The organism is Salicibibacter kimchii, assembly GCF_003336365.1.
Classification (GTDB): domain Bacteria; phylum Bacillota; class Bacilli; order Bacillales; family Marinococcaceae; genus Salicibibacter; species Salicibibacter kimchii.
Window position 1 is genome coordinate 252,242 of record NZ_CP031092.1, and the last position, 23,596, is coordinate 275,837.

Annotated in this window: 27 protein-coding genes; all 27 read left to right on the top strand. The window is 46.9% G+C overall.

The genetic code is table 11. The features are described from left to right. Positions 1-32: 32 nt before the first annotated feature. On the top strand, positions 33-680 hold the full coding sequence (gene spoIIM, locus DT065_RS01530; RefSeq protein WP_114375976.1) for a stage II sporulation protein M: 648 nt from the start codon (positions 33-35) through the stop codon (positions 678-680). 104 nt (positions 681-784) lie between these two features. After that, the gene (gene fur, locus DT065_RS01535) at positions 785-1,267 is read left to right on the top strand and encodes a ferric iron uptake transcriptional regulator (RefSeq protein WP_114370252.1); all 483 of its coding nucleotides are present in this window, start codon (positions 785-787) and stop codon (positions 1,265-1,267) included. 227 nt (positions 1,268-1,494) lie between these two features. Further along, positions 1,495-1,722, top strand: coding sequence for a DUF4227 family protein (locus DT065_RS01540; protein ID WP_160112354.1), 228 nt, complete (start codon positions 1,495-1,497; stop codon positions 1,720-1,722). Positions 1,723-1,737: 15 nt separating this feature from the next. Next, the gene (gene xerD, locus DT065_RS01545) at positions 1,738-2,631 is read left to right on the top strand and encodes a site-specific tyrosine recombinase XerD (RefSeq protein ID WP_114375978.1); all 894 of its coding nucleotides are present in this window, start codon (positions 1,738-1,740) and stop codon (positions 2,629-2,631) included. A gap of 215 nt (positions 2,632-2,846) precedes the next feature. Further along, positions 2,847-4,040 (top strand): phosphopentomutase, encoded by a 1,194-nt coding sequence (gene deoB, locus DT065_RS01550; RefSeq protein WP_114370256.1) that lies wholly within the window; start codon positions 2,847-2,849, stop codon positions 4,038-4,040. A gap of 5 nt (positions 4,041-4,045) precedes the next feature. Further along, positions 4,046-4,900 (top strand): purine-nucleoside phosphorylase, encoded by an 855-nt coding sequence (locus DT065_RS01555; protein WP_114370257.1) that lies wholly within the window; start codon positions 4,046-4,048, stop codon positions 4,898-4,900. Next, complete coding sequence (locus DT065_RS01560) at positions 4,884-5,702, top strand: purine-nucleoside phosphorylase (RefSeq protein ID WP_418314655.1); 819 nt, start codon at positions 4,884-4,886, stop codon at positions 5,700-5,702. Before DT065_RS01555 ends, DT065_RS01560 begins: the two co-directional genes overlap by 17 nt. Positions 5,703-5,896: 194 nt before the next feature. Beyond that, positions 5,897-7,090 carry a D-alanyl-D-alanine carboxypeptidase family protein gene (locus DT065_RS01565; RefSeq protein ID WP_114375980.1) on the top strand — a complete coding sequence of 398 codons (1,194 nt, stop codon included), beginning with the start codon at positions 5,897-5,899 and terminating at the stop codon, positions 7,088-7,090. Positions 7,091-7,195: 105 nt separating this feature from the next. Next, entirely contained in the window at positions 7,196-7,549 is a 354-nt protein-coding gene (spoIIAA, locus tag DT065_RS01570) for an anti-sigma F factor antagonist (protein ID WP_114370261.1), read from the top strand. Continuing rightward, the gene (spoIIAB, locus tag DT065_RS01575) at positions 7,550-7,990 is read left to right on the top strand and encodes an anti-sigma F factor (protein WP_114370263.1); all 441 of its coding nucleotides are present in this window, start codon (positions 7,550-7,552) and stop codon (positions 7,988-7,990) included. A gap of 11 nt (positions 7,991-8,001) precedes the next feature. After that, on the top strand, positions 8,002-8,751 hold the full coding sequence (sigF, locus tag DT065_RS01580) for an RNA polymerase sporulation sigma factor SigF (protein ID WP_114370265.1): 750 nt from the start codon (positions 8,002-8,004) through the stop codon (positions 8,749-8,751). Positions 8,752-8,833: 82 nt separating this feature from the next. After that, positions 8,834-9,454 carry a stage V sporulation protein SpoVABEA gene (gene spoVAEA / locus DT065_RS01585; RefSeq protein ID WP_114370267.1) on the top strand — a complete coding sequence of 207 codons (621 nt, stop codon included), beginning with the start codon at positions 8,834-8,836 and terminating at the stop codon, positions 9,452-9,454. Then, positions 9,393-10,865 carry a spore germination protein gene (locus DT065_RS01590; RefSeq protein ID WP_114370269.1) on the top strand — a complete coding sequence of 491 codons (1,473 nt, stop codon included), beginning with the start codon at positions 9,393-9,395 and terminating at the stop codon, positions 10,863-10,865. Before spoVAEA ends, DT065_RS01590 begins: the two co-directional genes overlap by 62 nt. Positions 10,866-10,957: 92 nt before the next feature. Further along, complete coding sequence (gene lysA / locus DT065_RS01595) at positions 10,958-12,271, top strand: diaminopimelate decarboxylase (protein ID WP_418314656.1); 1,314 nt, start codon at positions 10,958-10,960, stop codon at positions 12,269-12,271. Positions 12,272-12,438: 167 nt separating this feature from the next. Continuing rightward, positions 12,439-12,786: a GNAT family N-acetyltransferase gene (locus tag DT065_RS01600; protein ID WP_114370272.1), complete on the top strand. Its 348-nt coding sequence runs from the start codon at positions 12,439-12,441 to the stop codon at positions 12,784-12,786. Positions 12,787-12,858: 72 nt separating this feature from the next. After that, on the top strand, positions 12,859-13,683 hold the full coding sequence (locus tag DT065_RS01605; RefSeq protein WP_114370274.1) for a segregation/condensation protein A: 825 nt from the start codon (positions 12,859-12,861) through the stop codon (positions 13,681-13,683). Further along, a complete protein-coding gene (gene scpB, locus DT065_RS01610) occupies positions 13,676-14,251 on the top strand; it encodes an SMC-Scp complex subunit ScpB (RefSeq protein ID WP_114370276.1) in 576 nt (191 codons plus the stop codon). Before DT065_RS01605 ends, scpB begins: the two co-directional genes overlap by 8 nt. Before the next feature lie 205 nt (positions 14,252-14,456). After that, entirely contained in the window at positions 14,457-15,311 is an 855-nt protein-coding gene (locus DT065_RS01615) for a superoxide dismutase (protein WP_418314569.1), read from the top strand. A 142-nt stretch (positions 15,312-15,453) separates the two neighbouring features. Continuing rightward, positions 15,454-15,969, top strand: a complete 516-nt coding sequence (locus DT065_RS01620) for a YhcN/YlaJ family sporulation lipoprotein (RefSeq protein WP_114370278.1) — start codon at positions 15,454-15,456, stop codon at positions 15,967-15,969. A 15-nt stretch (positions 15,970-15,984) separates the two neighbouring features. After that, positions 15,985-16,458, top strand: coding sequence for a stage V sporulation protein AC (gene spoVAC / locus DT065_RS01625; RefSeq protein WP_114370280.1), 474 nt, complete (start codon positions 15,985-15,987; stop codon positions 16,456-16,458). Continuing rightward, entirely contained in the window at positions 16,458-17,474 is a 1,017-nt protein-coding gene (gene spoVAD, locus DT065_RS01630) for a stage V sporulation protein AD (protein ID WP_193550794.1), read from the top strand. Before spoVAC ends, spoVAD begins: the two co-directional genes overlap by 1 nt. Next, positions 17,471-17,821, top strand: coding sequence for a stage V sporulation protein AE (gene spoVAE, locus DT065_RS01635; RefSeq protein ID WP_114370284.1), 351 nt, complete (start codon positions 17,471-17,473; stop codon positions 17,819-17,821). Before spoVAD ends, spoVAE begins: the two co-directional genes overlap by 4 nt. Positions 17,822-18,138: 317 nt before the next feature. Continuing rightward, positions 18,139-19,245: a D-alanyl-D-alanine carboxypeptidase family protein gene (locus tag DT065_RS01640; protein ID WP_114370286.1), complete on the top strand. Its 1,107-nt coding sequence runs from the start codon at positions 18,139-18,141 to the stop codon at positions 19,243-19,245. Positions 19,246-19,252: 7 nt separating this feature from the next. Further along, positions 19,253-19,849, top strand: coding sequence for a nucleoside recognition domain-containing protein (locus DT065_RS01645; RefSeq protein WP_114370288.1), 597 nt, complete (start codon positions 19,253-19,255; stop codon positions 19,847-19,849). After that, on the top strand, positions 19,850-20,386 hold the full coding sequence (locus tag DT065_RS01650) for a spore maturation protein (RefSeq protein ID WP_114370290.1): 537 nt from the start codon (positions 19,850-19,852) through the stop codon (positions 20,384-20,386). Positions 20,387-21,123: 737 nt separating this feature from the next. Further along, a complete protein-coding gene (locus DT065_RS01655; protein WP_114370292.1) occupies positions 21,124-21,843 on the top strand; it encodes a pseudouridine synthase in 720 nt (239 codons plus the stop codon). Positions 21,844-21,942: 99 nt separating this feature from the next. After that, positions 21,943-23,586, top strand: coding sequence for a cytochrome c biogenesis protein ResB (resB, locus tag DT065_RS01660; protein ID WP_114370293.1), 1,644 nt, complete (start codon positions 21,943-21,945; stop codon positions 23,584-23,586). The last annotated feature ends 10 nt before the right edge of the window (positions 23,587-23,596 follow it).

Consider the following 23,596-nt stretch of genomic DNA (forward strand, 5'->3'; position numbering starts at 1 on the left):
GGGACAAGCGTGAGGGAGGAATTGTCGTGGATGTGAAGCCGTTCATCGAGCGTCAAATCAGTTTACACGTTCAAGAACATCGCTCTTTATATATTTTCTCATCGGTGCTCTTTTTTACCGGCATTATTTTTGGCGCGATTGTCGTCAACAGCTTGAGCATTTCCCAGAAAGAAGATTTGTTTGTCTACTTGCAGCAATTTTTTGGCCAAGTCAGTCAAGGGCAGTTTTCAAGCGGAAGCGCTTTGTTATGGCAAAGCTTTAGTTTTTATGCCAAGTATATGGGACTCATGTTTATTCTCGGGCTATCCGTGATAGGTTCACCGTTGATTTTATTGTTGCTTTTTCTGAAAGGAATTACGATCGGATTTACCGTCGGTTTCCTTGTGTACCAATTGGGCGTTTCCGGATTTTCATTATCGCTGGTGTCCGTTCTTCCGCAAAATGTGCTCATCGTGCCGGTAATGATTATCGTCTGCGTTTTATCCGTTGCCTTTTCCTTGCGGCTGATCCGCCAGCAGTTTGTAAAAGTCGCCCCCCGGGAACCGATTTTTCCTATTTTCATCCGTGTATGTTTGGGGATGCTTCTCTTGCTTTGCGTTGCTTTCATTGCCTCCATGATCGAAACGTTTGTGTCTCCAATGTTATTGGAGTTGGTCGCCGACTGGCATATGAGCAGATAGCTTGATTATAATTATTATTATGTACGAATAATAATGATTATCGATTGACACCCTCCGAAGACAACTTTATAATTAGTATACGCCTCAAAAAGGAGGATGGACAGATGAAAGCACGTATGGATCAGATTAAAAATGAATTGCACACCCAAAGCTACAAATTGACCCCGCAACGAGAAGCTACTGTAGAAGTATTGCTTGAAAATGAAGAAGACCATTTAAGCGCGGAAGACGTATACTTACTGGTGAAAGAAAAAGCCCCGGAGATCGGCCTTGCAACGGTCTATCGTACGTTAGAACTACTCAATGATCTTGAAATCGTTGATAAAATAAATTTCGGTGACGGCGTCTCTCGTTACGACTTGCGCAAAGAAGGAGCGAACCATTCTCATCACCACCTCGTCTGTATACAATGCGGTTCTGTATCGGAGATTGAGGAGGATCTGCTCGGGGACGTTGAGCGGATCGTGGAAGAAGAGTGGATTTTTAAAATCAAAGATCATCGATTGACTTTTCATGGCGTTTGTTCCCGTTGCCAGGCAGAGCAAGAAACGGCCGTCGGATCCCTTTCGTTTAAAGCTGCGCGTTAATCTCTTTCAGTGTTTGGCTGGAAGGGATTTTTTTGTACGATAAAAATGTTTACCCGTGTTAAAGAATAAACGTATCAAAAAGACGAAGCCTTTGCTATTTTGCAAAAGCTAACGCTGTTCAATGAAGCTCCGTCATCAAGCAAAGTGAAAAGATGACAATGAACATGTATAACCATTGGACTTATGGGCATATCCTGATAGTAAATGGAAGATCGGGAGGGACATGCATGCGAACGGGGGCACGTGCCATTTGGAATGGTTTCAAAATACTGATTGTTTTTACAGGATGCACGGCAATGTTTTACTATGGTATTCTATTTGTAATCGATGAATATCAAGGAGATGAAAGATTTGAAGAACCGGAGGGGAATGCAATTAAAGTGTTTGACCAAGACTCGGGAGAGGACTTTTCTTTTCGGGAGCGGCTTATGTATATGTGGTTGCACGGGGAGTAGCCGCCGTTGAAAACACTGACGCTACATATTGATGAATTTTTGCATTACGGGCTCGTTGAAAGGGGATTCTCGAATAACACACTGGCCTCCTATCAACGGGATTTGTACGCGTATACGAACCATCTCATAAATCATGAAAAAATCGAACATTGGAATGATGTACAACGCCATCATATTCTCGATTATTTGTTTTCATTGAGAGCCGAAAGTAGATCGCAAGCATCACTCGCGCGGATGACCTCGGCGATTCGTATGTTTCATCAGTTTCTGCTTCGGGAACAAATCATTGATCACGACCCTGCCGATTTGATAGAAACGCCTAAATCCGGGCGGAAGCTCCCTGTTATATTATCGATTGCCGAAGTAGAAGGATTGCTTTCAGTGGCTGCACAGAAAAACGATGCTTACGCCCTGAGAGATACGGCAATGTTTGAACTGATGTATGGTACGGGGTTGCGCGTGTCAGAGCTTTGTTCGTTGACGCTCGATGACACCCATTTGGAAATGGGGTTTGTCCGTTGTATCGGAAAAGGGAACAAAGAACGCATTATCCCCCTCGGATCGAAAGCCATTCACGCGCTGAAAGCTTATCAGTCTAAAGCTCGCCCATCGTTTGTAAAAAAACAATCCCATGATATTCTTTTCGTGAATCGATTAGGGAAACAACTAAGTAGACAAGGCTTTTGGAAAGTGTTAAAAAGGCATGTGGAAAATGCGGGGATCAAAAAAGCCGTTACACCTCATACGTTAAGACACTCGTTCGCGACGCATCTCGTGGAAAACGGGGCTGATCTGCGTGTCGTCCAGGAACTGCTCGGCCATGCCGACATAACGACGACGCAAATTTACACGCATATTTCCAGGCATCATCTTAAACATATTTACCAAACCTATCACCCGCGGGCGTAATTTACGGAAGTCAGAAATCAGAAGCCGGAGGTAGGATACGTGATATATCGAAGATGCGAGGAGCTTCCGTGAAGTAACTTTCATCTAACGTGTCGGCATTGATGATCTGATATACGGAGTGGCTTCCGGAATCAAAAGGAAAACTTCCATGCTTGAGGGGAGAGGCGGACAAGTCATTTCCGACCTCCCGCCTCTAAATAGAAAGGTGAATAACTATGAGCCATACATTTTCTCGCGTATTTGTCATCGTGATGGATTCCGTCGGGATCGGGAAAGGTGTGGATGCAAAGGAGTTTGGAGACGAAGGGGCAGACACCCTTGGTTCTATCGCCCGTTACAACAATGGGCTTAATATCCCCAATTTGAATCAACTTGGCATCGGCTACTTAAAAGAAGCACCGGGCATTTATAAAACGGAAGAACCTCTAGCTTTTTATGGAAAAATGAATGAAAAGTCGAGAAGCAAAGACACGATGACCGGGCATTGGGAGCTGATGGGTCTGTATGTCGATGCTCCTTTTCGCACGTTTCCGGAGGGGTTTCCGGACGATATCATTACGAAACTGGAAATGGAAACCGGCCGCCCGGTGATAGGAAATAAAGTTGCCTCGGGCACTGCTATTATTGAAGAACTCGGGGAAGAACAAGTCGACAAAGGTGCGCTTATCGTTTATACTTCTGCAGACTCAGTATTGCAAATCGCCGCTCATGAAGACGTCGTACCGATAGAAGAATTGTACAGCATATGTGAAAAAGCAAGGGGGCTTACCTACGAAGACCCTTATATGTTGGGCAGAGTCATCGCCCGTCCGTTTATAGGTACACCCGGAACGTTTCAGCGTACAACGAACCGCCATGATTACGCTTTAAAACCATTTACACCTACGGTCATGAACGCATTGGCGGATGCCGGCTTTACATCAGAGGCGATTGGAAAAATTGATGATATTTTTGACGGGGAAGGGGTGACGCATTCGGTCCGGACGAACTCGAATATGGATGGCATGGACAAGCTTATGCAATCGATTGGGCGTCCATTCGAAGGATTGTCTTTCCTCAATCTCGTGGATTTTGACGCCCATTTCGGGCATCGTCGCGACCCTGTCGGCTATAAAGAAGCGATGGAAGCATTTGATGCCCGTTTACCGGAAGTATTGAATGCACTAGGGGAATCGGATTTACTCATCATTACGGCTGACCATGGAAATGACCCCACTTATCCCGGAACGGACCATACCCGGGAGCAAGTGCCGTTGCTTAGTTTTACGAAGACCAATCAACCGGGGAAACCGCTTGGAACGAGAGAAACATTTGCCGATGTGGGGGCGACGATCGCGGATAATTTTCAGGTGACGAGCCCCAAGCATGGGTCAAGTTTCCTACAGCGCTTGATAGAAAGGGGCAAATAGCGACCATGGACGAAACTGTAAAAAACGCTGTCGACGCGATCAAAAAAAAGATGGACATTCAACCAACCATCGCGGTTACACTTGGTTCCGGGTTAGGCGGTCTTGCCGATCACATCGAAGCCGAAGCCGTTATTCGGTATGAAGACATTCCGGGTTTTCCGACATCGACCGTTAGCGGACACGCGGGAGAATTTGTGATCGGTCATTTGAAAGAGGTGCCGGTCATTGCCATCAAAGGACGCTTCCACTATTATGAAGGCTATCCGATGCAAAAAGTCGTCTTGCCGACCCGTGTCATCAGCGCACTCGGTGTGAAGACCCTGATCGTAAGCAACGCCGCCGGAGGGGTAAATACGTCTTATTCGCCCGGCGATTTAATGGTGATCAAGGACCATATCAATCACATGGGCGATCATCCGTTGATCGGTCCAAACGATGAGGAGATTGGTCCTCGCTTTCCGGATATGTCGACCGCCTATGACGAAGGATTGATGGAAGTGGCCCATGAGGAAGCAAAATCGATGGGGCTGCAATTGCAAAGGGGCGTATATGCGGCGACGACCGGTCCCACCTATGAGACCCCCACGGAAGTACGGATGTTTCGAACACTTGGCGCCGATGCCGTCGGGATGTCAACAGTGCCGGAAGTGATCACTGCCAGACACGCAGGTGTAAAAGTTCTAGGTATCTCTTGCATCTCTAACGCGGCTGCAGGAATCCTTGATCAACCGTTAAGCCATGAAGAAGTCATCGAGACGACAGAACGAGTCAAAACAAACTTCACGGAACTTGTTACCCGTATCATTTTGCGGATCGAAACGGAGGAAGGCAATCATGACAACGATGCGGAGACAGATTGAGGAAGCAACGGACGCTGTTAAACAACAGTTGGGTAGCGGAAACGTCGACATTGGTTTGATTCTCGGTTCCGGATTAGGCGATCTCGCGGATGAAGTGGAAAGCGCGGTGCGGATCGATTATGAGGATATTCCCGGCTTTCCCACTTCGACGGTGGAAGGACATGCCGGGCGTCTCGTCCTCGGGAAGCTCGAAGGAAAAAATGTCGTCGCTATGCAGGGACGCTTTCATTTTTATGAAGGCTACAGTTCTCAGGAAGTGACCTTCCCGGTGCGTGTGATGAAAGCGCTCGGTGTACATACCCTGGTCGTGACCAACGCGTGCGGGGGGATGAATCGCGACTATCACCCCGGAGACTTTATGCTGATTACGGATCATCTTAATATGACCGGAACGAACCCGCTCATTGGTCCTAATGACGAGGAATTGGGCACCCGTTTTCCGGATATGAGCCAGGCGTATTCCCCAACGTTGATTGATTTGGCGAAAAGAATTGCTGATGAAGAAACCCTCACGGTACACGAAGGGGTTTACACGGGCATTTCAGGCCCCACCTTTTCGACGACGGCGGAGCTTTCGATGCTTCGAAAGCTGGGAGGAGATGTCGTGGGGATGTCCACTGTACCGGAGGTCATCGTCGCCCGCCATTCCGGGATTGACGTGCTCGGTATTTCCTGTGTCACAGATATGGCGGTGGCCGACGATCACGGAGGCGTAAGCCATGCAGAAGTAATGGAGACGGCCGCGAGAACGAAACCGACATTCATTACGTTTGTAAGACGCATCGTAAATGAGCTTTCTTAGGTCAAGATCTCGAACGTGCAACAGGAAAAGATGGAAGGATAAGAAAAGCTGCGGCTTCCGCCATGAATGTTGGCGAAGCCGCAGCTTTTCTAAAAGGAGAACAGCAAGAATTTATGAAATAATTCTACCTTTGCGGGGCGTATAAAAGAATGAAAGAAGGGGGATACTGGAAGAAAAAACGGAGGAAACGAATGATGCGGAAAAAAGTTATGGCAATCGCGCTATCATCGGTTCTTTTATTCTTGCCTCAAATGGCTTCAGGGGAAGAAGAATCAACAGAGATGGCGGAGGAAACAGGCGCTGCGATTTTAATGGAAGTCGATACGGGAGAAGTGTTGTATAAAAAAAATGAGCATGAAGCTTTGCCTCCCGCCTCCATGACGAAAATTATGACGATGCTTTTAATTATGGAGGATATCGCTAACGACGAGTTGAGCTTTGATGAAATGGTGACGACGAGCGAGAAAGCCGCTTCCATGGGAGGTTCTCAGATCTTTCTGGAAACGGGAGAAGAAATGTCGGTGCGGGATATGCTGAAGGCCATCGCGATTGCTTCCGGCAACGATGCTTCTGTTGCCATGGCTGAACATATCTCTGGTTCTGAAGAAACATTTGTGGAGCGGATGAACGAAAGAGCGGAGGAGCTCGGGCTGGAAGACACCACGTTTTATAACTCAAACGGTCTCCCGGCTGATGGCCATGAAACAAGTGCCCATGACCTTGCCGTTATGGCCCGTGAACTGCTTCAGTACGAAGAAATCACATCATTTACCGGCGTCTACGATGATTATTTGCGCCAGGGGACAGATGAAGAGTTTTGGCTCGTGAACACAAACCGATTGCTGAAATTTTTTGATGGAATGGACGGGTTGAAAACCGGATTTACCAATGAATCAAAATATGGGCTGACAGCAACGGCAAAACGAGATGATATGCGGCTTGTAACCGTGGTGATGGGGGCAGAAACGCCAAAAATGAGGAATGCAGACGTTAGTGAGCTCCTTAATTACGGTTTCGCCAACTACCAGGTTGAACCGATGTTCGATCAAGGAGCAGCGGTTACTTCCATTCCCGTTGAAAAAGGAACACAAGATTCCGTCGTCGGTCGTCTGGATAGTAACATCAGTTTGCTGCATGGCAAACAAGAGTCTTCCGAGAACGTGACGGAAAATATTGAACTGAAAACGTTGCAAGCGCCTATTGAAAAAGGGGAAGTGATCGGCAAGTTTCAGTTGCAACGGGGAGAGGATACACTTGCAGAATCAGCGATTGTCGCCGGCGAAACCGTGGAAAGCGCCTCTTGGTGGCAATTGTTTAAACGCTCCACGCTGAGAATCATCGGCGTTGAACCGGAGCCGGAGGATACGGTCTCCGATGACGATTCTTGAAAATGTCCATAGAATGATGACTTATTTTGTCAGTATGGCAGGATAAAAACGGCAAAAAGCGAATGAAGAGTAGGGGAAGCTAATTGGGAGAATGGGGGAACAAAGATGAGTTTCAACGTTGAAACCGAACAAAAAAACAGCATATTATGCGTGCGCTTGCACGGGGAGTTGGATCACCATTCGGCAAGTGCTTTGCGGGAAAAGGTGGATGAGGCTTTAGAAGCTCCCGGTATTGAACATATGATCTTTAACGCGGAAGCCTTAACATTTATGGATAGTTCCGGGATCGGGGTTCTATTGGGAAGGTACAAAAAAATACAGGCAAGGGGAGGAGAACTCGTCGTTTGCTCGGTTTCTCCTTCCGTGCACCGCATTTTTGAAATGTCGGGGGTATATAAAGTCTTGCGTCTTACGGATGGGGAAACCCATGCATTACGGACATTGGGGGAGGCCGTTTAAATGAAAAACGAAATGAACATGCAATTTTCAGCACTCAGTCAAAATGAATCGTTTGCACGTGTAAGTGTCGGCGCTTTTATTGCCCAACTTGATCCGACGATGGATGAGTTGACCGAAATAAGGACCGTCGTTTCCGAGGCCGTAACAAATGCCATCATTCACGGATACGAAGAAAATCCGGCAGGCACCGTTTCCCTTACCGTCGTTTTAGAAGATGATACGGTTGCGATTATCGTTCGTGATGACGGGGGTGGCATCGGAGATATTGAAAAAGCACGTGAACCTTTGTATACATCAAAACCGGAACTGGAACGTTCGGGGATGGGATTTACGATCATGGAAAATTTCATGGACGAAGTGAATATCACATCTTCCGGCGGGACAGGAACAACGGTCTACGTGAAAAAACAACTGTCCAGAAATAAAGTATTCTCTCATTAAGGGGCGGTGTTATGCAGACAAAAACGAAAAAAGGAAAGCAACCTTCCGATGAGATGATACGCATGTGGATTGCCGAAAGCCAAAAAGGCAGCCAACGAGCAAGAGACCAATTGGTGGAAAACAATACCCGTCTCGTATGGTCCGTGGTCCAACGTTTTTTGAACCGTGGCTACGAGGGGGAAGATTTATTCCAGATTGGTTGCATTGGGTTAATGAAGTCGATTGATAAATTTGACTTAAATTATGAGGTGAAGTTTTCTACGTATGCAGTCCCGATGATTATCGGTGAAATTCAACGTTTTATTCGCGATGACGGAACCGTCAAAGTCAGTCGGTCTTTGAAAGAATTAAACCATAAAATCCGGAAAGAAAAAGAAGAATGGACAAAGAAAAACGGAAGAGCACCGACGATCAACGAAGTGGCCGAGGCATTGGACGTGCAACCGGAAGATATCGTATTTGCAAACGAAGCTACTCGCTCGTTGTCCTCCTTAAACGAGACAGTCTATGAAAACGAAGGAGACCCGATCACGCTCATGGATCAGCTCTCGAACCCGGATGAAACAAAATGGTTTGAGGAATTGGCCCTACGAGACGTGGTGCATCATCTTGAACAAAGAGAGCGCTTAATCGTGTTTTTACGATATTATCGGGACCAAACGCAATCAGAAGTTGCCGATAGACTGGGGATCTCTCAAGTTCAAGTTTCAAGGTTGGAAAAAAAAATATTGGAAAAAATGCGCAAAGAGATGGTGGATTGATCCACTGTCTTTTTTTGCTTTCTATGCATAGGACCGAACGGATGAACAGAAAATAAACGAACGCACAGGAGGCGCTGGCAACATGACCAAACGAATTATCTATGTCACAGACGGAGATGCCGCGGCAGCAAAAGCGGTGGCAACGGCCGCAAAAACCATCGGCATCGGATGCCTTTCCCTTTCCGGCGGTAACCCGACAACCTGTACATATGAACAATTGCTAAAAAGCGTTACGGAATCAACAGATGAAATTACTGTCCTTTTGTTTGATGACGCCGGTCAAGCTAATGAAGGAAGGGGGGAGAAGCTTATGATTCGACTGGCGAGCGAAGAAGGAATCAACGTGATCGGGGCGCTCGCGGTAGCGTCAACGGAACGGTCGGGGGATTGGACAAAAGTGGATGTCTCGGTGGATCGCTACGGGAAGCTTAGTGAGTGGGGCGTAGACAAAGAGGGCTTTCGTGATATCGAGAAAAACCGTGTGCACGGCGATACGGTTTATAGCCTCGACCAATTATCCATTCCCGTGATTGTCGGCATTGGCGATTTGGGAAAAATGGGTGGCCGTGATCACCCGAAAAGAGGCGCACCGGTGACGGCAACCGCCTTGCAGGTAATCATTGAACGGGGGGATTTAACGGATGACAAAGACGAAAGACCAAATCTTAACGAACAATCTCAAAAAGAACGAAAAAATATTTAACGATCGTTTAAATATTGATGCCAGTTTTGATGTCGGCGTAAGAAAACTAAGCATCCTCGGCAAAGAAGTACGAATGTATTACGTGAACAGTCTAAACGATGAACAAATTGCCATCGAAGTTTTGCGAGAACTGATGGATCTTGAAAAATTCGATATGAAGACAACGGATGCAAGAGAGACCATTGAAAATCATATCGCCCATATCCAAGTGGATTTTACGGATGATGTAGATAAATGTATTTTCCATCTGTTGTCCGGACTTATTTTTATTTTGGTGGACGGGGAAAAGGAAGCGTTTGTCGTTGATGTTCGCAACTATCCCGGACGTGAACCGGGGGAGCCCGACACGGAAAGGGTGACCCGTGGTGCCCGGGACGGCTACACGGAAAATATCATCGAAAATGCCGGGTTAACGCGACGTCGTTTGCGTGATGAACGTTTGAGAAACGAAATCCTTCAAGTGGGGGTACGTTCCCAAACGGACGTCGTCGTCTCTTATATTAACGGCATTGTAGATCCGGATCTGGTGACGATTGTTAAACAGGAACTAGAAAAGATTAATGTTGACGGCATTACCATGGCCGATAAGGTCGTGGAAGAATATATTCTTGATCAAGGGTGGAACCCGTTTCCACTAGTGCGGTTCACGGAACGACCGGACGTAGCGGCTACACATTTGACGGAAGGCCATATGCTTCTCATGGTCGATACATCACCGACCATCATGATTTTGCCGACGACGATGTTTCATCACGTTCAACACGCCGAAGAGTTTCGACAATCCACCGCGGTTGGGACATTTTTGCGCTGGATTCGTTTCCTTGGTATGTTGGCAGCTATGTTTATCGTCCCTCTCTGGCTTTTAATGGCTTTAGAACCTGACATGCTCCCTGAAATGATTTCGTATATAGGGCCTTCCGATGATTCCAACGTACCGGTATTCGCGCAGATGCTCATCGGGGAATTGGGCGTGGAATTGATTCGAATGGCCGCGGTCCATACGTCTGCTCCGCTAGGTACCGCACTCGGTTTTGTGGCCGCCTTGCTCGTCGGGGAGATCGCCATCGATGTTGGCTTACTGACCGCGGAAGTGATTCTTTATGTTGCGCTGGGCGCGGTAGGAATATTTGCCTCTCCAAGTCATGAACTCGGGGTTGCACTGAAAATGGTTCGGCTCCTTTTCATTATTGCCGTAGGAATGTTTACGTCGTATGGATACGTCATTTCCATTACTATCGTGTTTCTTCTTATGGTACGAATGAAACCAATGAATAAACCTTATTTATGGCCATTCCTCCCCTTTGATCCAGGGTCTCTATGGCATATTATCGCGCGCTCAGGGGTTCCGAATATGCGGTTACGTCCGAGAATCGTCTACCCCCGGGATGTTGTCCGGCAATCAAAGCCCTAGTTGATTTCGCTTGATTTAGTTGCTAAAACCTTCTGTTTATGGCCGAGGAATGATACAATATTGGGCATGAAGTGGGGGAGTGAAACATGTCCATGTCTGTAATGACGAAAAAAAGAAATGAACAAGGTCATTTAATGATCGGAAATATAGATGCAGTGCGATTGGCGGAGCAATATCAAACACCGATGTTCGCCTATGATGTTGGAATGATCCGCCAAAAAGCACGCGCGTTTAAAAACGCATTTGCACAAACAGGGATCGATCATCAAGTCGCTTATGCAAGCAAAGCTTTTAGTTGTATCGCGATGGTACAACTGGCACATGAAGAAGGGTTAAGCCTTGATGTCGTGTCCGGCGGTGAACTTTATACAGCCATACAGGCAGGTTTTCCGATGGAAAACGTTCATTTTAACGGAAACAACAAAAGCAGGCAGGAAATCAGGGAGGCTTTGCAAGCCGGGATCGGCTGTTTCGTCGTCGATAACTTTCATGAACTGGCGTTGTTGGAAGCAGAATGCAACAACCTGCAAACACAAACAAGCATTATACTGAGAATCACCCCGGGGATTGAAGGAACAACGCATAGTTATATCTCTACGGGCGGAGAAGATTCCAAGTTTGGCTTTGACCTTTTTACCGGACAGGCAGAAGCAGCTGTGGTGCAATCCCTTTCTGTTTCTTCCATTCGATTGCAAGGGTTGCATTTCCACATCGGTTCACAGCTATTTGAAACCTCGGTGTTGACGGAGGCCATTGCTACCCTCTATCGCCATATTGAGCACTGGCGTGCGTCGCATGGGTTTATACCTGAAGTCATCAATGCCGGCGGAGGATTCGGGATCAGCTATACCAAGCATGATGAGCCGTTGGAACCGAAAACGTTCGTAGAGGCGATTGTCCATTCGATACGTGAGGAAAGTGATAGATATCATCTTCCCTTGCCGGAAGTGTGGGTTGAACCGGGGCGCTCCATCGTCGGCGAAGCCGGAACAACGTTGTACACGCTCGGGTCCCAAAAAGAGATTGAGCATGTACGCCACTATGTAAGTGTTGATGGGGGAATGACGGATAATATCCGCCCGGCGTTGTATGGGGCCCGCTACGAAGCCGAATTGGCAAATCGCGTAAAAAAGCAGGAAGAAAAAGCCTACGCGATTGCCGGCAAAGCTTGTGAAAGTGGGGACATGCTCATGTATGATTTGCCATTGCCGATGGTGGAAAGCGGGGATCTCTTAGCCGTATTTTCTACAGGTGCCTACGGTTACGCGATGGCTAGCAATTACAACCGTTTGCCTCGCCCTTCGGTTGTTTTTATCGAAAATGATGCCCATCAACTCGTTGTTGAACGGGAAAGCTATGCAGATCTTGTTCGTAACGATCGTTTCCTTGGAAAGAAAATAAAATAGGGCTTGAACATTTGCCAAAATCCATGTACACTTAGAAACCGTTAAAAGAAAAATAGATGTATGTTTCGAAATGGGTTTTTTTGGCTATCCTATGATTATAACGCATTTTCCACGATAATGAGTTCCTCATCGAAGAAATCTCCATGGAATGAGAGGAGCTAAGGCAGATGATTATTAAGTACAAACCCGCATATCGAAAGATCGCGATGGGTTTGCTGTCCTATACGCCCGAGCTTAAAGAAGTAAAAACGTTGCAAGAAACGATGGATGAATATGAAAACGATGAATCAATGAAACTGTATTTGTGGAAAAAAGAAGAAGACATTGTCGGGGTCGTTGGACTTCAAGAATCCTCGGATGGAGATGTTATGCTCCGGCATATCTGCGTCAACCCTTCCTATCGGCATGAAGGGATTGCTGACACCATTCTTTCCACGATGGAAGAAAAGCTGGGGAAAAATTTTATCGCTTCTGATCTTACTCGGGAATTTCTTGAAAAACGGAAAAACAAATAGAGGTGAATAGGCGCCGGAGAGAAGTTACCTCATCCGGTGTCTTTTTATTCACGACAAAGATGTCTAAATGCTATGGCCAAACATGTTATCATAGAGATAGATTGGGACGAATGGGGGCTTATCGTCTTGGGCGAAGAACGATACAATGTGAAATTGGATAGCTTTGAGGGCCCATTGGATTTGCTTTTGCACCTCATCAAACAAGCTGAGGTTGATATTTATGATATTCCGGTTGCAAAAATAACAGAACAGTACATGACGTATATCCATCAGATGAAAGAGTTGGAGTTGGATATCGCAAGTGAATACCTTGTGATGGCTTCCACGCTTTTGGCTATTAAAAGCCAAATGTTATTGCCAAAGCAAGATGTTTGGGCGGATGAGGATTTGGAAGAATGGGAAGCGTGGCCGGAGGAGGACCCTCGCGAAGCGCTCGTGGCACAGTTGGAGGTCTACCGATCCTATAAGCAGGCAGCAACCGAATTGATGGAACGGCAGGCACAACGAGATCATTTTTTCAGTAAAGCGCCAAGCAAAATAACCCCCTCCACGGAACATCGAAATGAATCGGTGAACATCGAATCTTCTCTATCGGAAATGTTGCAGGCGTATCAGAAATTAAAATGGCGACTTCGTGTGAATCGGCCGCGGACGACAACGGTGGAATCCCAAAAATGGACCATTGAAGAGAAAATGCAGTCGATCCGCACACGGGTTTTTCAAAGCGCCCAACCGATCTCTTTTTTGCAAATGTATACAAAAGGGGAGGTGCAAGAACAAGTTATTTCTTTTATGGCACTTTTGCAACTGATGAAGGAGAACGCCGTGGTATGTAATCAGAGGGGAAATTTCGCGGCTATTTACATACAAGCACGGGAGGAAACGAACAATGAATAGAGACGTCGCGCTCATTCTTGAGACATTGTTATATGTGAGTGGGGACGAAGGTTTGGAAGTGGCCCACGCGTCTGATGTCCTCGGCATCGATCGCGCGATGGTCACTCACGAATTACAGAAACTGGCGTCCGAGTTCGAAAGAGAGGCACGGGCGCTCGTGATTTTGCAGTTCGGCTCCCGTTTTCAAATGACGACAAGGCCTGCGTTTTCCGATTATGTACAAGCCTATGCATCTCCGCCGCAACGCGGGAAACTGTCGCAAGCCGCCTTGGAGACACTGGCCATCGTCGCTTATCAACAACCGGTCACACGAGCAACCATTGAAGATATTAGAGGCGTCAACGCGGATCGTGCAATCGCGACTTTGGCCGGGAAAGGATTGATTGAAGAAGGCGGCCGTTTGAAAGGAGCAGGTCGTGCCATTCTTTACGAAACAACGGCCCGTTTTTTAGATGTGTTTCATTTATCATCGCTCGATGATCTTCCTTCTATCACGGAAGATGAGGAAGCTGAACAACTGGATCTTTTTTCCTCCGGGTACCGGGAAAGTTGGAACGAGGATGGTTAACAGATAAGAAACAATGAGCGCCCTTATTAAGATAAGAATGTTGGAGAAAGAAGTTAGTTTTCACCGCTCTCTGCCAATCCGACTTCTGACCTCTAAAAAGACGCGGGTAGCGTCTTTTATAATGCATCGGTCAGTCATGAGGACAATCCTTCGCTCCATATACATAGGTAGGGATCAATTCTACTGTTTATAAAGGAGTGAGGGCGTGATTACGGAACGGGAAGCATATAAAGGGGAAGTGAAACAGTGGCTCGATGAATTGGAGGCATACCTTGAATATGAAAACCCTCGTGCAATGGATGCCAACAGAGTGAAAGAACGAATGTCAGCCATCCGCGGTGAGATTGACATTGTCTCTGTCAATGAAACCGCTCAATCGGTGGAAGAACTCGAGGAAGCATTAAACGAGCACGAACGGTCAAGCAAGACAAATTACGTCAAGCCGGGGGGGCACGAGTTGCCGCCGCTCCCATACGCTTACGATGCATTGGAACCTTACATTGATGCCGAAATCATGTATCTTCATCACGACGCTCATCATCGAACGTATGTGGAAGGGTTAAATGAGGCTGAAGAAAAAATGGAAAAAGCACGTCGGGATAATAAATATGCCCTTATTTCCCATTGGGAACGAGAAGCGGCGTTTCATGGTGCGGGCCATTATTTGCACACTATTTTTTGGACGATTATGGATCCGCACGGCGGCGGAAAACCTAAAGGGGATTTATTATCAATGATCGAAAGGGATTTTGGGAGTTTTGAACGGTTCCGCGCCCATTTTACAGCTGCCGCCGAAGAATTGGACCCCCCTGGTTGGGCGATTCTCGTTTGGTCGCCCCGTTCTCATCGGCTTGAAATTTTAAACGCAGAACTTCATCATTATTTAAGCCAGTGGGACGTCATTCCGTTGCTCGTATTGGATGTTTGGGAACATGCTTATTATTTGCAGTATAAAACGGATAAAGAAGCCTATATAGAAAATTGGTGGGAAGTCGTTAATTGGCCCGCCGTGCAACGAAGGTTGGACGTGGCAAGACAAGTCAAGTGGAGTCCATATTAATCATGTTGCAAAAAACTGTTTCCGGACCGGAGACAGTTTTTTTGATCGTACAGGCAAGTTTTTCTAATGAACAGGATGCATGTAGAGCCGCTGTAATCTCATACTAACGGTACGATATGTAGTGGAAAGGAAGAAAAACGTCATGTCCAATCGTCATTATCAAATGCTTGCTTTCTGTTTGCTTCTCACGATGGTTTTGTTATCCGCTTGCGGTTCAGCCGCCGGTGAAGAGCCGCAGAAGAGGGAACCGGAGATTAGCCACCATTCACGTGAGTCTGTAAACCCGCCACAGGAAACATCAATGTATGAAAATGCAGATGCTCAGGAAGAGCAGGCTTTAGCCCAACAAGCGAAGGCATCGACAGAGGAGATGGAGCAAGTGACGAATGCCCAGGCCGTTTCGTTGGACAACCATCTCTACATTGTCCCGGAAGTGACGCACGGCACCCGTTGGAATTTGGAAGCCTTTCGGGAAGAAGGGCGCGAGCATTTAAAAGACACGTTGCCCGGGGATATCGTTATTCACTTATCTACGGATCAAAAAGCAAAGATGGAACTGAAACGGCTTACCGAAGACATACAAAATGATACGGTAAGCGGGGAAGAGCTCGATCGGCGTTTGGAAAGCATTCAAGAATTTATGAAAACAGATGTATGAAAGGAACGAGTGTTTATGTCAAGTTCAAAAACCAACATGGAAACAGAAACATATAAACAAGTGGCCAAGCGCATGGAGCCCCCTCGTCCGCTGGGGATGAGATGTTTAAAAGCATTTCTCGTCGGCGGGTTTATTTGCCTCATTGGCCAATGCATTCAACTGTTTTACATGACATTTTTTAATTTCAACGAAGCAACCGTGGGGAGTCCAACGGTGGCTACATTGATCTTTATCGCGGTGGTGTTGACCGGTTTTGGCGTCTATGATAAGTTCTCCCAGTTTTCCGGCGGCGGCACAATCGTACCTGTCACCGGTTTTGCGAATGCCATGGCATCCACGGCGATTGAATACCGGAGCGAAGGATACGTTCTCGGTGTCGGGGGCAATATGTTTAAACTGGCCGGCTCCGTGATCGTTTTCGGTACGGTTGCCGCGTTCATCATTGGAATCATCTATGCCATCGTCACGCAACAGTGGGGGGTCATGTAATGTTCACCGGAAAACAAAGCTGGGCGTTCCCGTCTTATCCCAGCATTCTTTCTTCGGGAGTTGTCACCGGCCCGTTTGAGGCACAAAGCCCGTTAAACAATACATTTGATTATATTTTTGACGACCGTCGCATGGGAGAAACCACGTTTGAAAAAGCACAGGTCGTTCTTATGGAAGAAGCTTGCCAACAGGCGGTGCAAAAAGCCGGAAAAACAATGCAAGATGTTGCATTTATTTATGGCGGCGATCTTATCAATCAAGATACGGGGACAAGCTTTGCCATGCGGACGTTAAACGTCCCGTACTATGGGCTGTTCGGGGCATGTTCAACATCGATGGAAGCGTTGTCGCTCGCGGCACAAGCGGTGGAAATGGGAGCGCCTTTAGTACTGGCCGGAACGGCCAGTCATTACGCGGCGATTGAAAAGCAATTTCGTTATCCGATTGAATATGGCGCCCAACGCCCGCCGACGGCCCAACGTACCGTAACTGCCGGAGGAGCGGCATTGCTCGCGCCAAATGGATCGACGAATATCGTTGTAACGAAATCGACGATCGGAAAAGTCGTCGATCACGGTTTGAAGGACCCGTATAATCTGGGTGGTGCGATGGCCCCTGCAGCGGTTGACACCATTCTTGCACACTTCGATGATTTTCAAGTGGACGAGAACGACTACGATCTGATTATTACCGGGGATTTGGGTAATGTAGGACGCGCGCTCGCCCTGGAATGGTTCCGTCAGGAAGAACATCCGATGCCGGAAGCGAAATTTCAAGATTGTGGGTTGCTCATTTATGATAATGCCCCGGAGGCGATGGCGGGAGCAAGTGGAACGGGCTGCTCTGCAGCGGTCATATTCGGAAAAATTTTGGACGACATTACGAAGGGGCGCTTAAAACGTGTACTGGCCGTCGCGACGGGAGCGCTTCTTTCCCCTGTGACGTCTCAACAAAAGGAATCAATTCCCGGCATTGCCCATGCCGTGACGCTGGAAGCGAAGGGGGGAGCCGTATGATTTTCTTTTGGGCGTTTGTGGTCGGAGGGGTCATATGTGTGATCGGGCAATTGTTGATGGATGGTTTGAAGCTGTCCCCTGCCCATACGTTGGCAACCCTTGTTGTAAGTGGAGCAATTTTGGACGGACTTGGCATCTATGAACGTTTAATTGATTTTGCCGGCGCGGGAGCAACTGTTCCCATCACCAGTTTCGGCAACCAACTTGTGCACGGGGCAATGACGGAAGCTGACAACACCGGGCTTATCGGCGTATTAACAGGGATTTTTCAAGTGACCAGCAGCGGGATTTCTGCCGCCATTATTTTCTCCTTTATTGCGGCGTTGCTATTCAAACCAAAAGGGTGATGCCGGTCATACGATACAGGTCCCTCCCCGCACAAGATATTTTCCTATCGACTTCTTCTAAAAAGACGCTGCCCGCGTCTTTTTTTACATACATAACTTGTCTATTTTCGCATACATTTTCATAAAGTGAAACTTCCATCAGAGGGGTGCTCTTCTCCTCTGATAAGGAGGTCGGCTAAAACCGTCACATCCTGTGACAACGCCGGCACTAGCACCTCCTGTGCGTCGGGACAATCGGGGTGTTAGTCGCCCGTTATTACGGACGTTTATTACCGGGATAAAGTGAAGGCTTTGCATCCATTACGAGGAGGTGAGAAATGAGACTCCGGCTGATCCTGTTTATGGCATGCCTTCTCGTTTTTGTAATGCCTCTTGACGTGAATGCCGAAGAACCTTTTGCCGTATCGGCTGAATCAGCAATAGTAGTCGAAGCTGAAAGCGGGCGAGTATTATGGGAAAAGGATGCATATAGCGAGAAGCGCATCGCCAGCATTACTAAAATTATGACCACGATCGTTGCCATTGAACAAGGAGACTTGGATGATTCCGTGGAGATTTCAGAGCAAGCCGCGGGCACTGAAGGGTCATCGCTCTATCTGCAAGCAGGCGAAGAAGTTAAATTGGAGGATTTGTTATATGGCCTAATGCTTCGGTCCGGCAATGACAGCGCGATTGCAATTGCCGAACACGTAGGCGGAAGCGTAGACGGTTTTGTTTTCTTAATGAATGAAAAAGTAAATGAATTAGGATTGAAAAACACCATTTTTGCCAATCCACACGGGCTGGATGACCATGAAAATCATTATTCCAGCGCTTATGACATGGCGATGATCATGAAGGAAGCGATGGAATTTGATGCATTTAATGCTATATCCGGAACAAAAGTGCACCGTGCCCCCAATGAAAACGAAGATTGGGAACGAGTTTGGAGGAATAAAAATCGTTTGTTAACCGAGCGATATGAGTACGCGACCGGAGGCAAGACCGGTTATACCGATCGCGCCAAACGGACGCTAGTGACCTCCGCAAATAAAGATAACATGGACTTGATTGCCGTTACATTGAATGCGCCATCCGACTGGGACGACCATGTCCGCATGTTTGAATATGGATTTGACACTTATCAGATGCATCGATTGATCGATGCAGGCGAACTTGAACGAGGGCAAGAAGAAGGGTACGAAGCTTATGAAGTACGTCGATCTGTCACGTATCCATTGAGCGAGGACGAATACGCTCGCGTTTTGCCAAAAATCAAATGGGACAACGATGAGCATTTGCCTTTTGCCGGACACCTTCAGTTTCAATTAGACAACAGGGTCATTTCCGAACAACCGATTTTTCGCGAAGAAGCCGAAGAAACAACAGAGGAGCATTCCTTTTGGGTACGATTAAAAAATCGTTTCCGACAGATGATGGAGTGATTCATAGATGATTAATTGGATCTGGATGACAATGCTGATCACAGGTCTTGTTTTTGCAATGTTTACCGGCAGGATGGAAGAAGTAAATGAAGCGATATTTGAAGGCGCTGAAGAAGCGGTCGTTCTCTGCTTTGGCCTCATCAGCATTCTCGTTTTTTGGCTGGGGATGATGAGAATTGCACAAGAAGGAGGGCTCCTTACGCTACTTTCCAAAGTGATGTCTCCCATCATCCGGCGGCTGTTTCCGGAAGTGCCCAAGGATCACCCGGCAATGGGCTATATTTTATCCAATATGACCGCGAACATGTTTGGGCTTGGAAATGCCGCGACACCGATGGGGATAAAAGCGATGGAACAGTTGAAAGAATTAAACGGGGGAAAAGATGAAGCCAGTCGCTCTATGATCACGTTTCTCGCGATTAATACCGCCAGCTTGACACTAATTCCGACAACAGTAATCGCGATTCGAATGACGTATGATTCTGAAAACCCCGGCGAAATTATCGGAACGACGATCGCGGCAACGGCAGTCGCCGTCATTAGCGCAATCATCATCGACCGCATTTTTCACTGGCGTCGAATGCAACGGGCGAGGGCAAAATAAATGGCCGTATTTACGACGATATCCATGTACATCATTCCCTTGTTGTTGTTTGTCATTCTTTTCAGTGCGATCATCAAACAGGTACCGGCGTACGAAACGTTTGTTGAAGGAGCAAAAGATGGTTTCCAAATGGCGATTTCGATCATCCCTTATCTCGTTGCCATGTTGGTTGCCATCTCCGTTTTTCGTGCTTCCGGAGCACTGGATTTTATACTTGAAGGTATTCGCCCGGTCCTTGCAGTGATCGGTGTGCCGACGGAAATTGTTCCGTTAGCGGTTATGCGCCCCTTATCAGGGACAGGCGCGCTCGGGGTAATGAGTGATTTATTAGACGTGCACGGACCAGATTCGTTTATTGGGCGATTAGCATCCACGATGCAAGGAAGCACAGACACCACGCTTTATGTCCTTACGGTTTATTTCGGTGCCGTAGGGATTAAAAAAATCGGCGATTCACTCAAGGTCGGCTTACTCGCGGATCTTTGCGGGATTGCCGCGGCAATTTTTTTCGTGACACTCGTCTTTGGATCCATGTGATCAATGGGATACGTGTCTATATCGTCATTTTGACGGTATAGGCTTTTTTATTCTGGACTAGTGTAAAGTGGTTGAAATAGTCAACCTGTAAAGGATGACCTTTATACGTCCAACGAAATGGCTTGTGCAAAGATCGATGATCATCATCGATATAGTGCGTCAATCGATGAATCAGGTTTGCAACGGAATGGAAGCTGGTTCTCGGATGGATTAAATTACCGGGATAAAAATGCTAAACCAACGTTCAATTTGATTGAGCCATGAGCAGTTTTCAGTGTATAAATGAATCAGATGATACTGTTTCGAATTCCCAGCACTCCTATGCTCGTATTTCATGCTGATGCTGTCTTTTCTTCGGCATAGTTGCTGTGCTTTGCTTCCTTTTTCATGCCGAAGTCAAGGATGCTTCGGCTTCCGAGGATGCCTTTGCCCTCCTTTCATGCCAATGCCGTCCTTTCTTCGGCATATTCGTTGCTAATCGCCTCCTCCCCATGCCGATGCCTTGTTTGGTTTGGCTTCCATGTTAATTTCGGTAATTGTGTCGATGATCGAGCACGTCTCAAACGTCCGCATCGATGTCAACTACTCACAATCGGCACCTGAGCAAATATGAGGCCGTGAGGATCACCGTTTGAATGCGATTGCCGAATCCATTATTCTTATATGGATTCGGTTAAAAAGGAGGCGCTTGAGAAAAGCTAATAGGAACGGTATGATGGGTGCTGAGGTGAAGGCAGATGGAACGACTACAGAAAGTGATCGCGCACGCTGGCGTAACGTCTCGTCGAAAAGCAGAAGATTATATCGTCGCCGGGCGCGTCGCTGTGAACGGGAAAGTCGTAACGGAATTGGGCACCAAAGTATCCGAAAAAGCAACGATTGAAGTGGATGGCATTCCGATTGAACGGGAAGCGCCTGTTTTTTTCTTGTTGTATAAACCAAAAAAAGTGATTTCGGCGGTAGATGATGATAAAAATCGCCCCGTGGTCACGGATTATATTAACGAAACCGAAGCACGAATCTATCCGATCGGGCGACTGGATTATGATACCACCGGCTTGTTATTGTTAACGAACGATGGGGATTTTGCGAATGCAATGATGCATCCCCGGAGCAATATCAAAAAGACGTATGTGGCAAAAGTCAAGGGCAAGCCATCAAAAGATACATTACAAAGACTTTCCCGAGGCATTGAACTGGAAGACGGAAAGACAGGCCCTGCGAAAGTCTCTTTTAAGTCCGGAAATAAAAAGAACGATACGTCGATTATCGAACTCGTCATCGCCGAAGGGAGAAACCATCAAATCAAACGGATGTTGGAAACCGTGGATCACCCTGTGCTCAAATTAAAAAGGGAACAGTACGCCTTTTTGACACTGGACGGATTGCAACCCGGAGATTTTCGTGCTTTAAAGCCGGTGGAAGTCGCGAGATTACGGGAAATGGCTGTCACATAAGTGTCATAAAAAAATAAGTTTCGACGGCAGTAAACAAACCCGATGATCGTTATAATAAGTTTAGAGAATACCAGAAGTGGGTGGTATCGGGGTGATTATTTGCAGGAAATAAAATGTAGTTGCGGACATATAAACCCTTACGGCACAGAAGTATGTGGTTCATGCGGAAAGCCGCTTGCCGATGCAGATTCCGATCGTTTGCTCAATATGCGTTACGAAGGGGCCGCTCGGCGTTCCCAGACGTACAACAAGACGATCATCGACAAAATATGGAACTTTTTTTCATCGGTAAAGGTCGGAATCGCGATTATCGTTATTACGTTGATTGCATCGTCGATCGGGACGATTTTCCCCCAGGAAATGTTTATTCCGCCCGGAGAAACGCCTGCGCAATTTTATGCAGAGGAACATGGGGCGCTCGGGCAACTGTATTATAGTTTAGGGTTGCATAATCTGTATGGGTCCTGGTGGTATATGTTGCTGATTGCCGCGCTCGGAACCTCGATTATTGTCGCGAGTATCGATCGCTTCTTTCCGCTTTATAAAGCGTTGAAATCCCAGCGGGTGACGCGCCATAAAAGCTTCATGAAGCGCCAACGAATATTCGGGACAAGCAATGTCGACAATGTAGATGAAACAATGGCCGGGGCCCAAAAAATATTAAAAGATAAGCGCTATAACATTCGAACGGAAAACGGAAACCTCCTCGCGGAAAAAAACCGTTGGGCACGTTGGGGCCCTTACGTGAATCACATCGGGCTAATCCTTTTTTTGATAGGAGCATCTTTACGTTTTTTCCCGGGCATGTATATCGATGATAATGTTTGGGTACGGGAAGGCCAAACCGAAGTGATTCCCGGCACATCCGGCGAGTACTACGTGGAAAACGAAGCATTTACGGTCGAATACCACGAGCAAGAGGAAGATGCGGAGGACCAAGCGCCGTTAGAGGATACGTTCCGTACCGACGCTGTCTTGTATCAACCGCAAGGCGACACAGTGGGGGTAGACCAGGAACTGGAAGAAATAGACAGGCATGCCATCGAAGTCAATGATGCCTTTCACTTTGATGATTATTCGCTTTACCAGGTTGATTATAAATTAGACGAATTAAAGGAAATGAGCTTCGAGGTTGAAGATACACAGACGGATGAAACCGTTGGCTCGTTTACGGTGGATTTAAATGATCCGGACGATGGTTTTGAACTTGAAAATAATGAAAACGTCCGTATTCATAGTTATTTTCCAAACTTCTATATCAATGAAGAAGGGGTCCCGACAACGGAAAATGACGTTCCGGACAATCCCGGCTTTATTTTCGAAATGACGAATCCGGATACGGAGGATGTGGAACACACGTTTGTTGGTATACAAGCCAATTACAATGTGAGTCCGAATCAAGAAGCTAATCGCTACGCATACGAATTTGCCGGAATGGACACCAATCACGTGACCGGTTTGACGGTACGAAAAGATCATACGTTGCCGTTTCTCATCGCCGGTGGCGCAATTTTTATGATCGGGCTTGTGCAAGGCTCTTATTGGCCGCACCGGCGCATTTGGTTACAACGCAAAGATGGTGAAGTATGGCTTGCCGGCCACACCAATAAAAATTGGGAATCATTGAAGAAAGATATACATGCAGTAACGGAAGAGACGGAAGTGACGACACCGCAAGATCAAACGGATGAAGCCGATGAACAGACCGAACTAGAGAATAAAGATGAAAACATGCAATCTTAAATCCGCTATA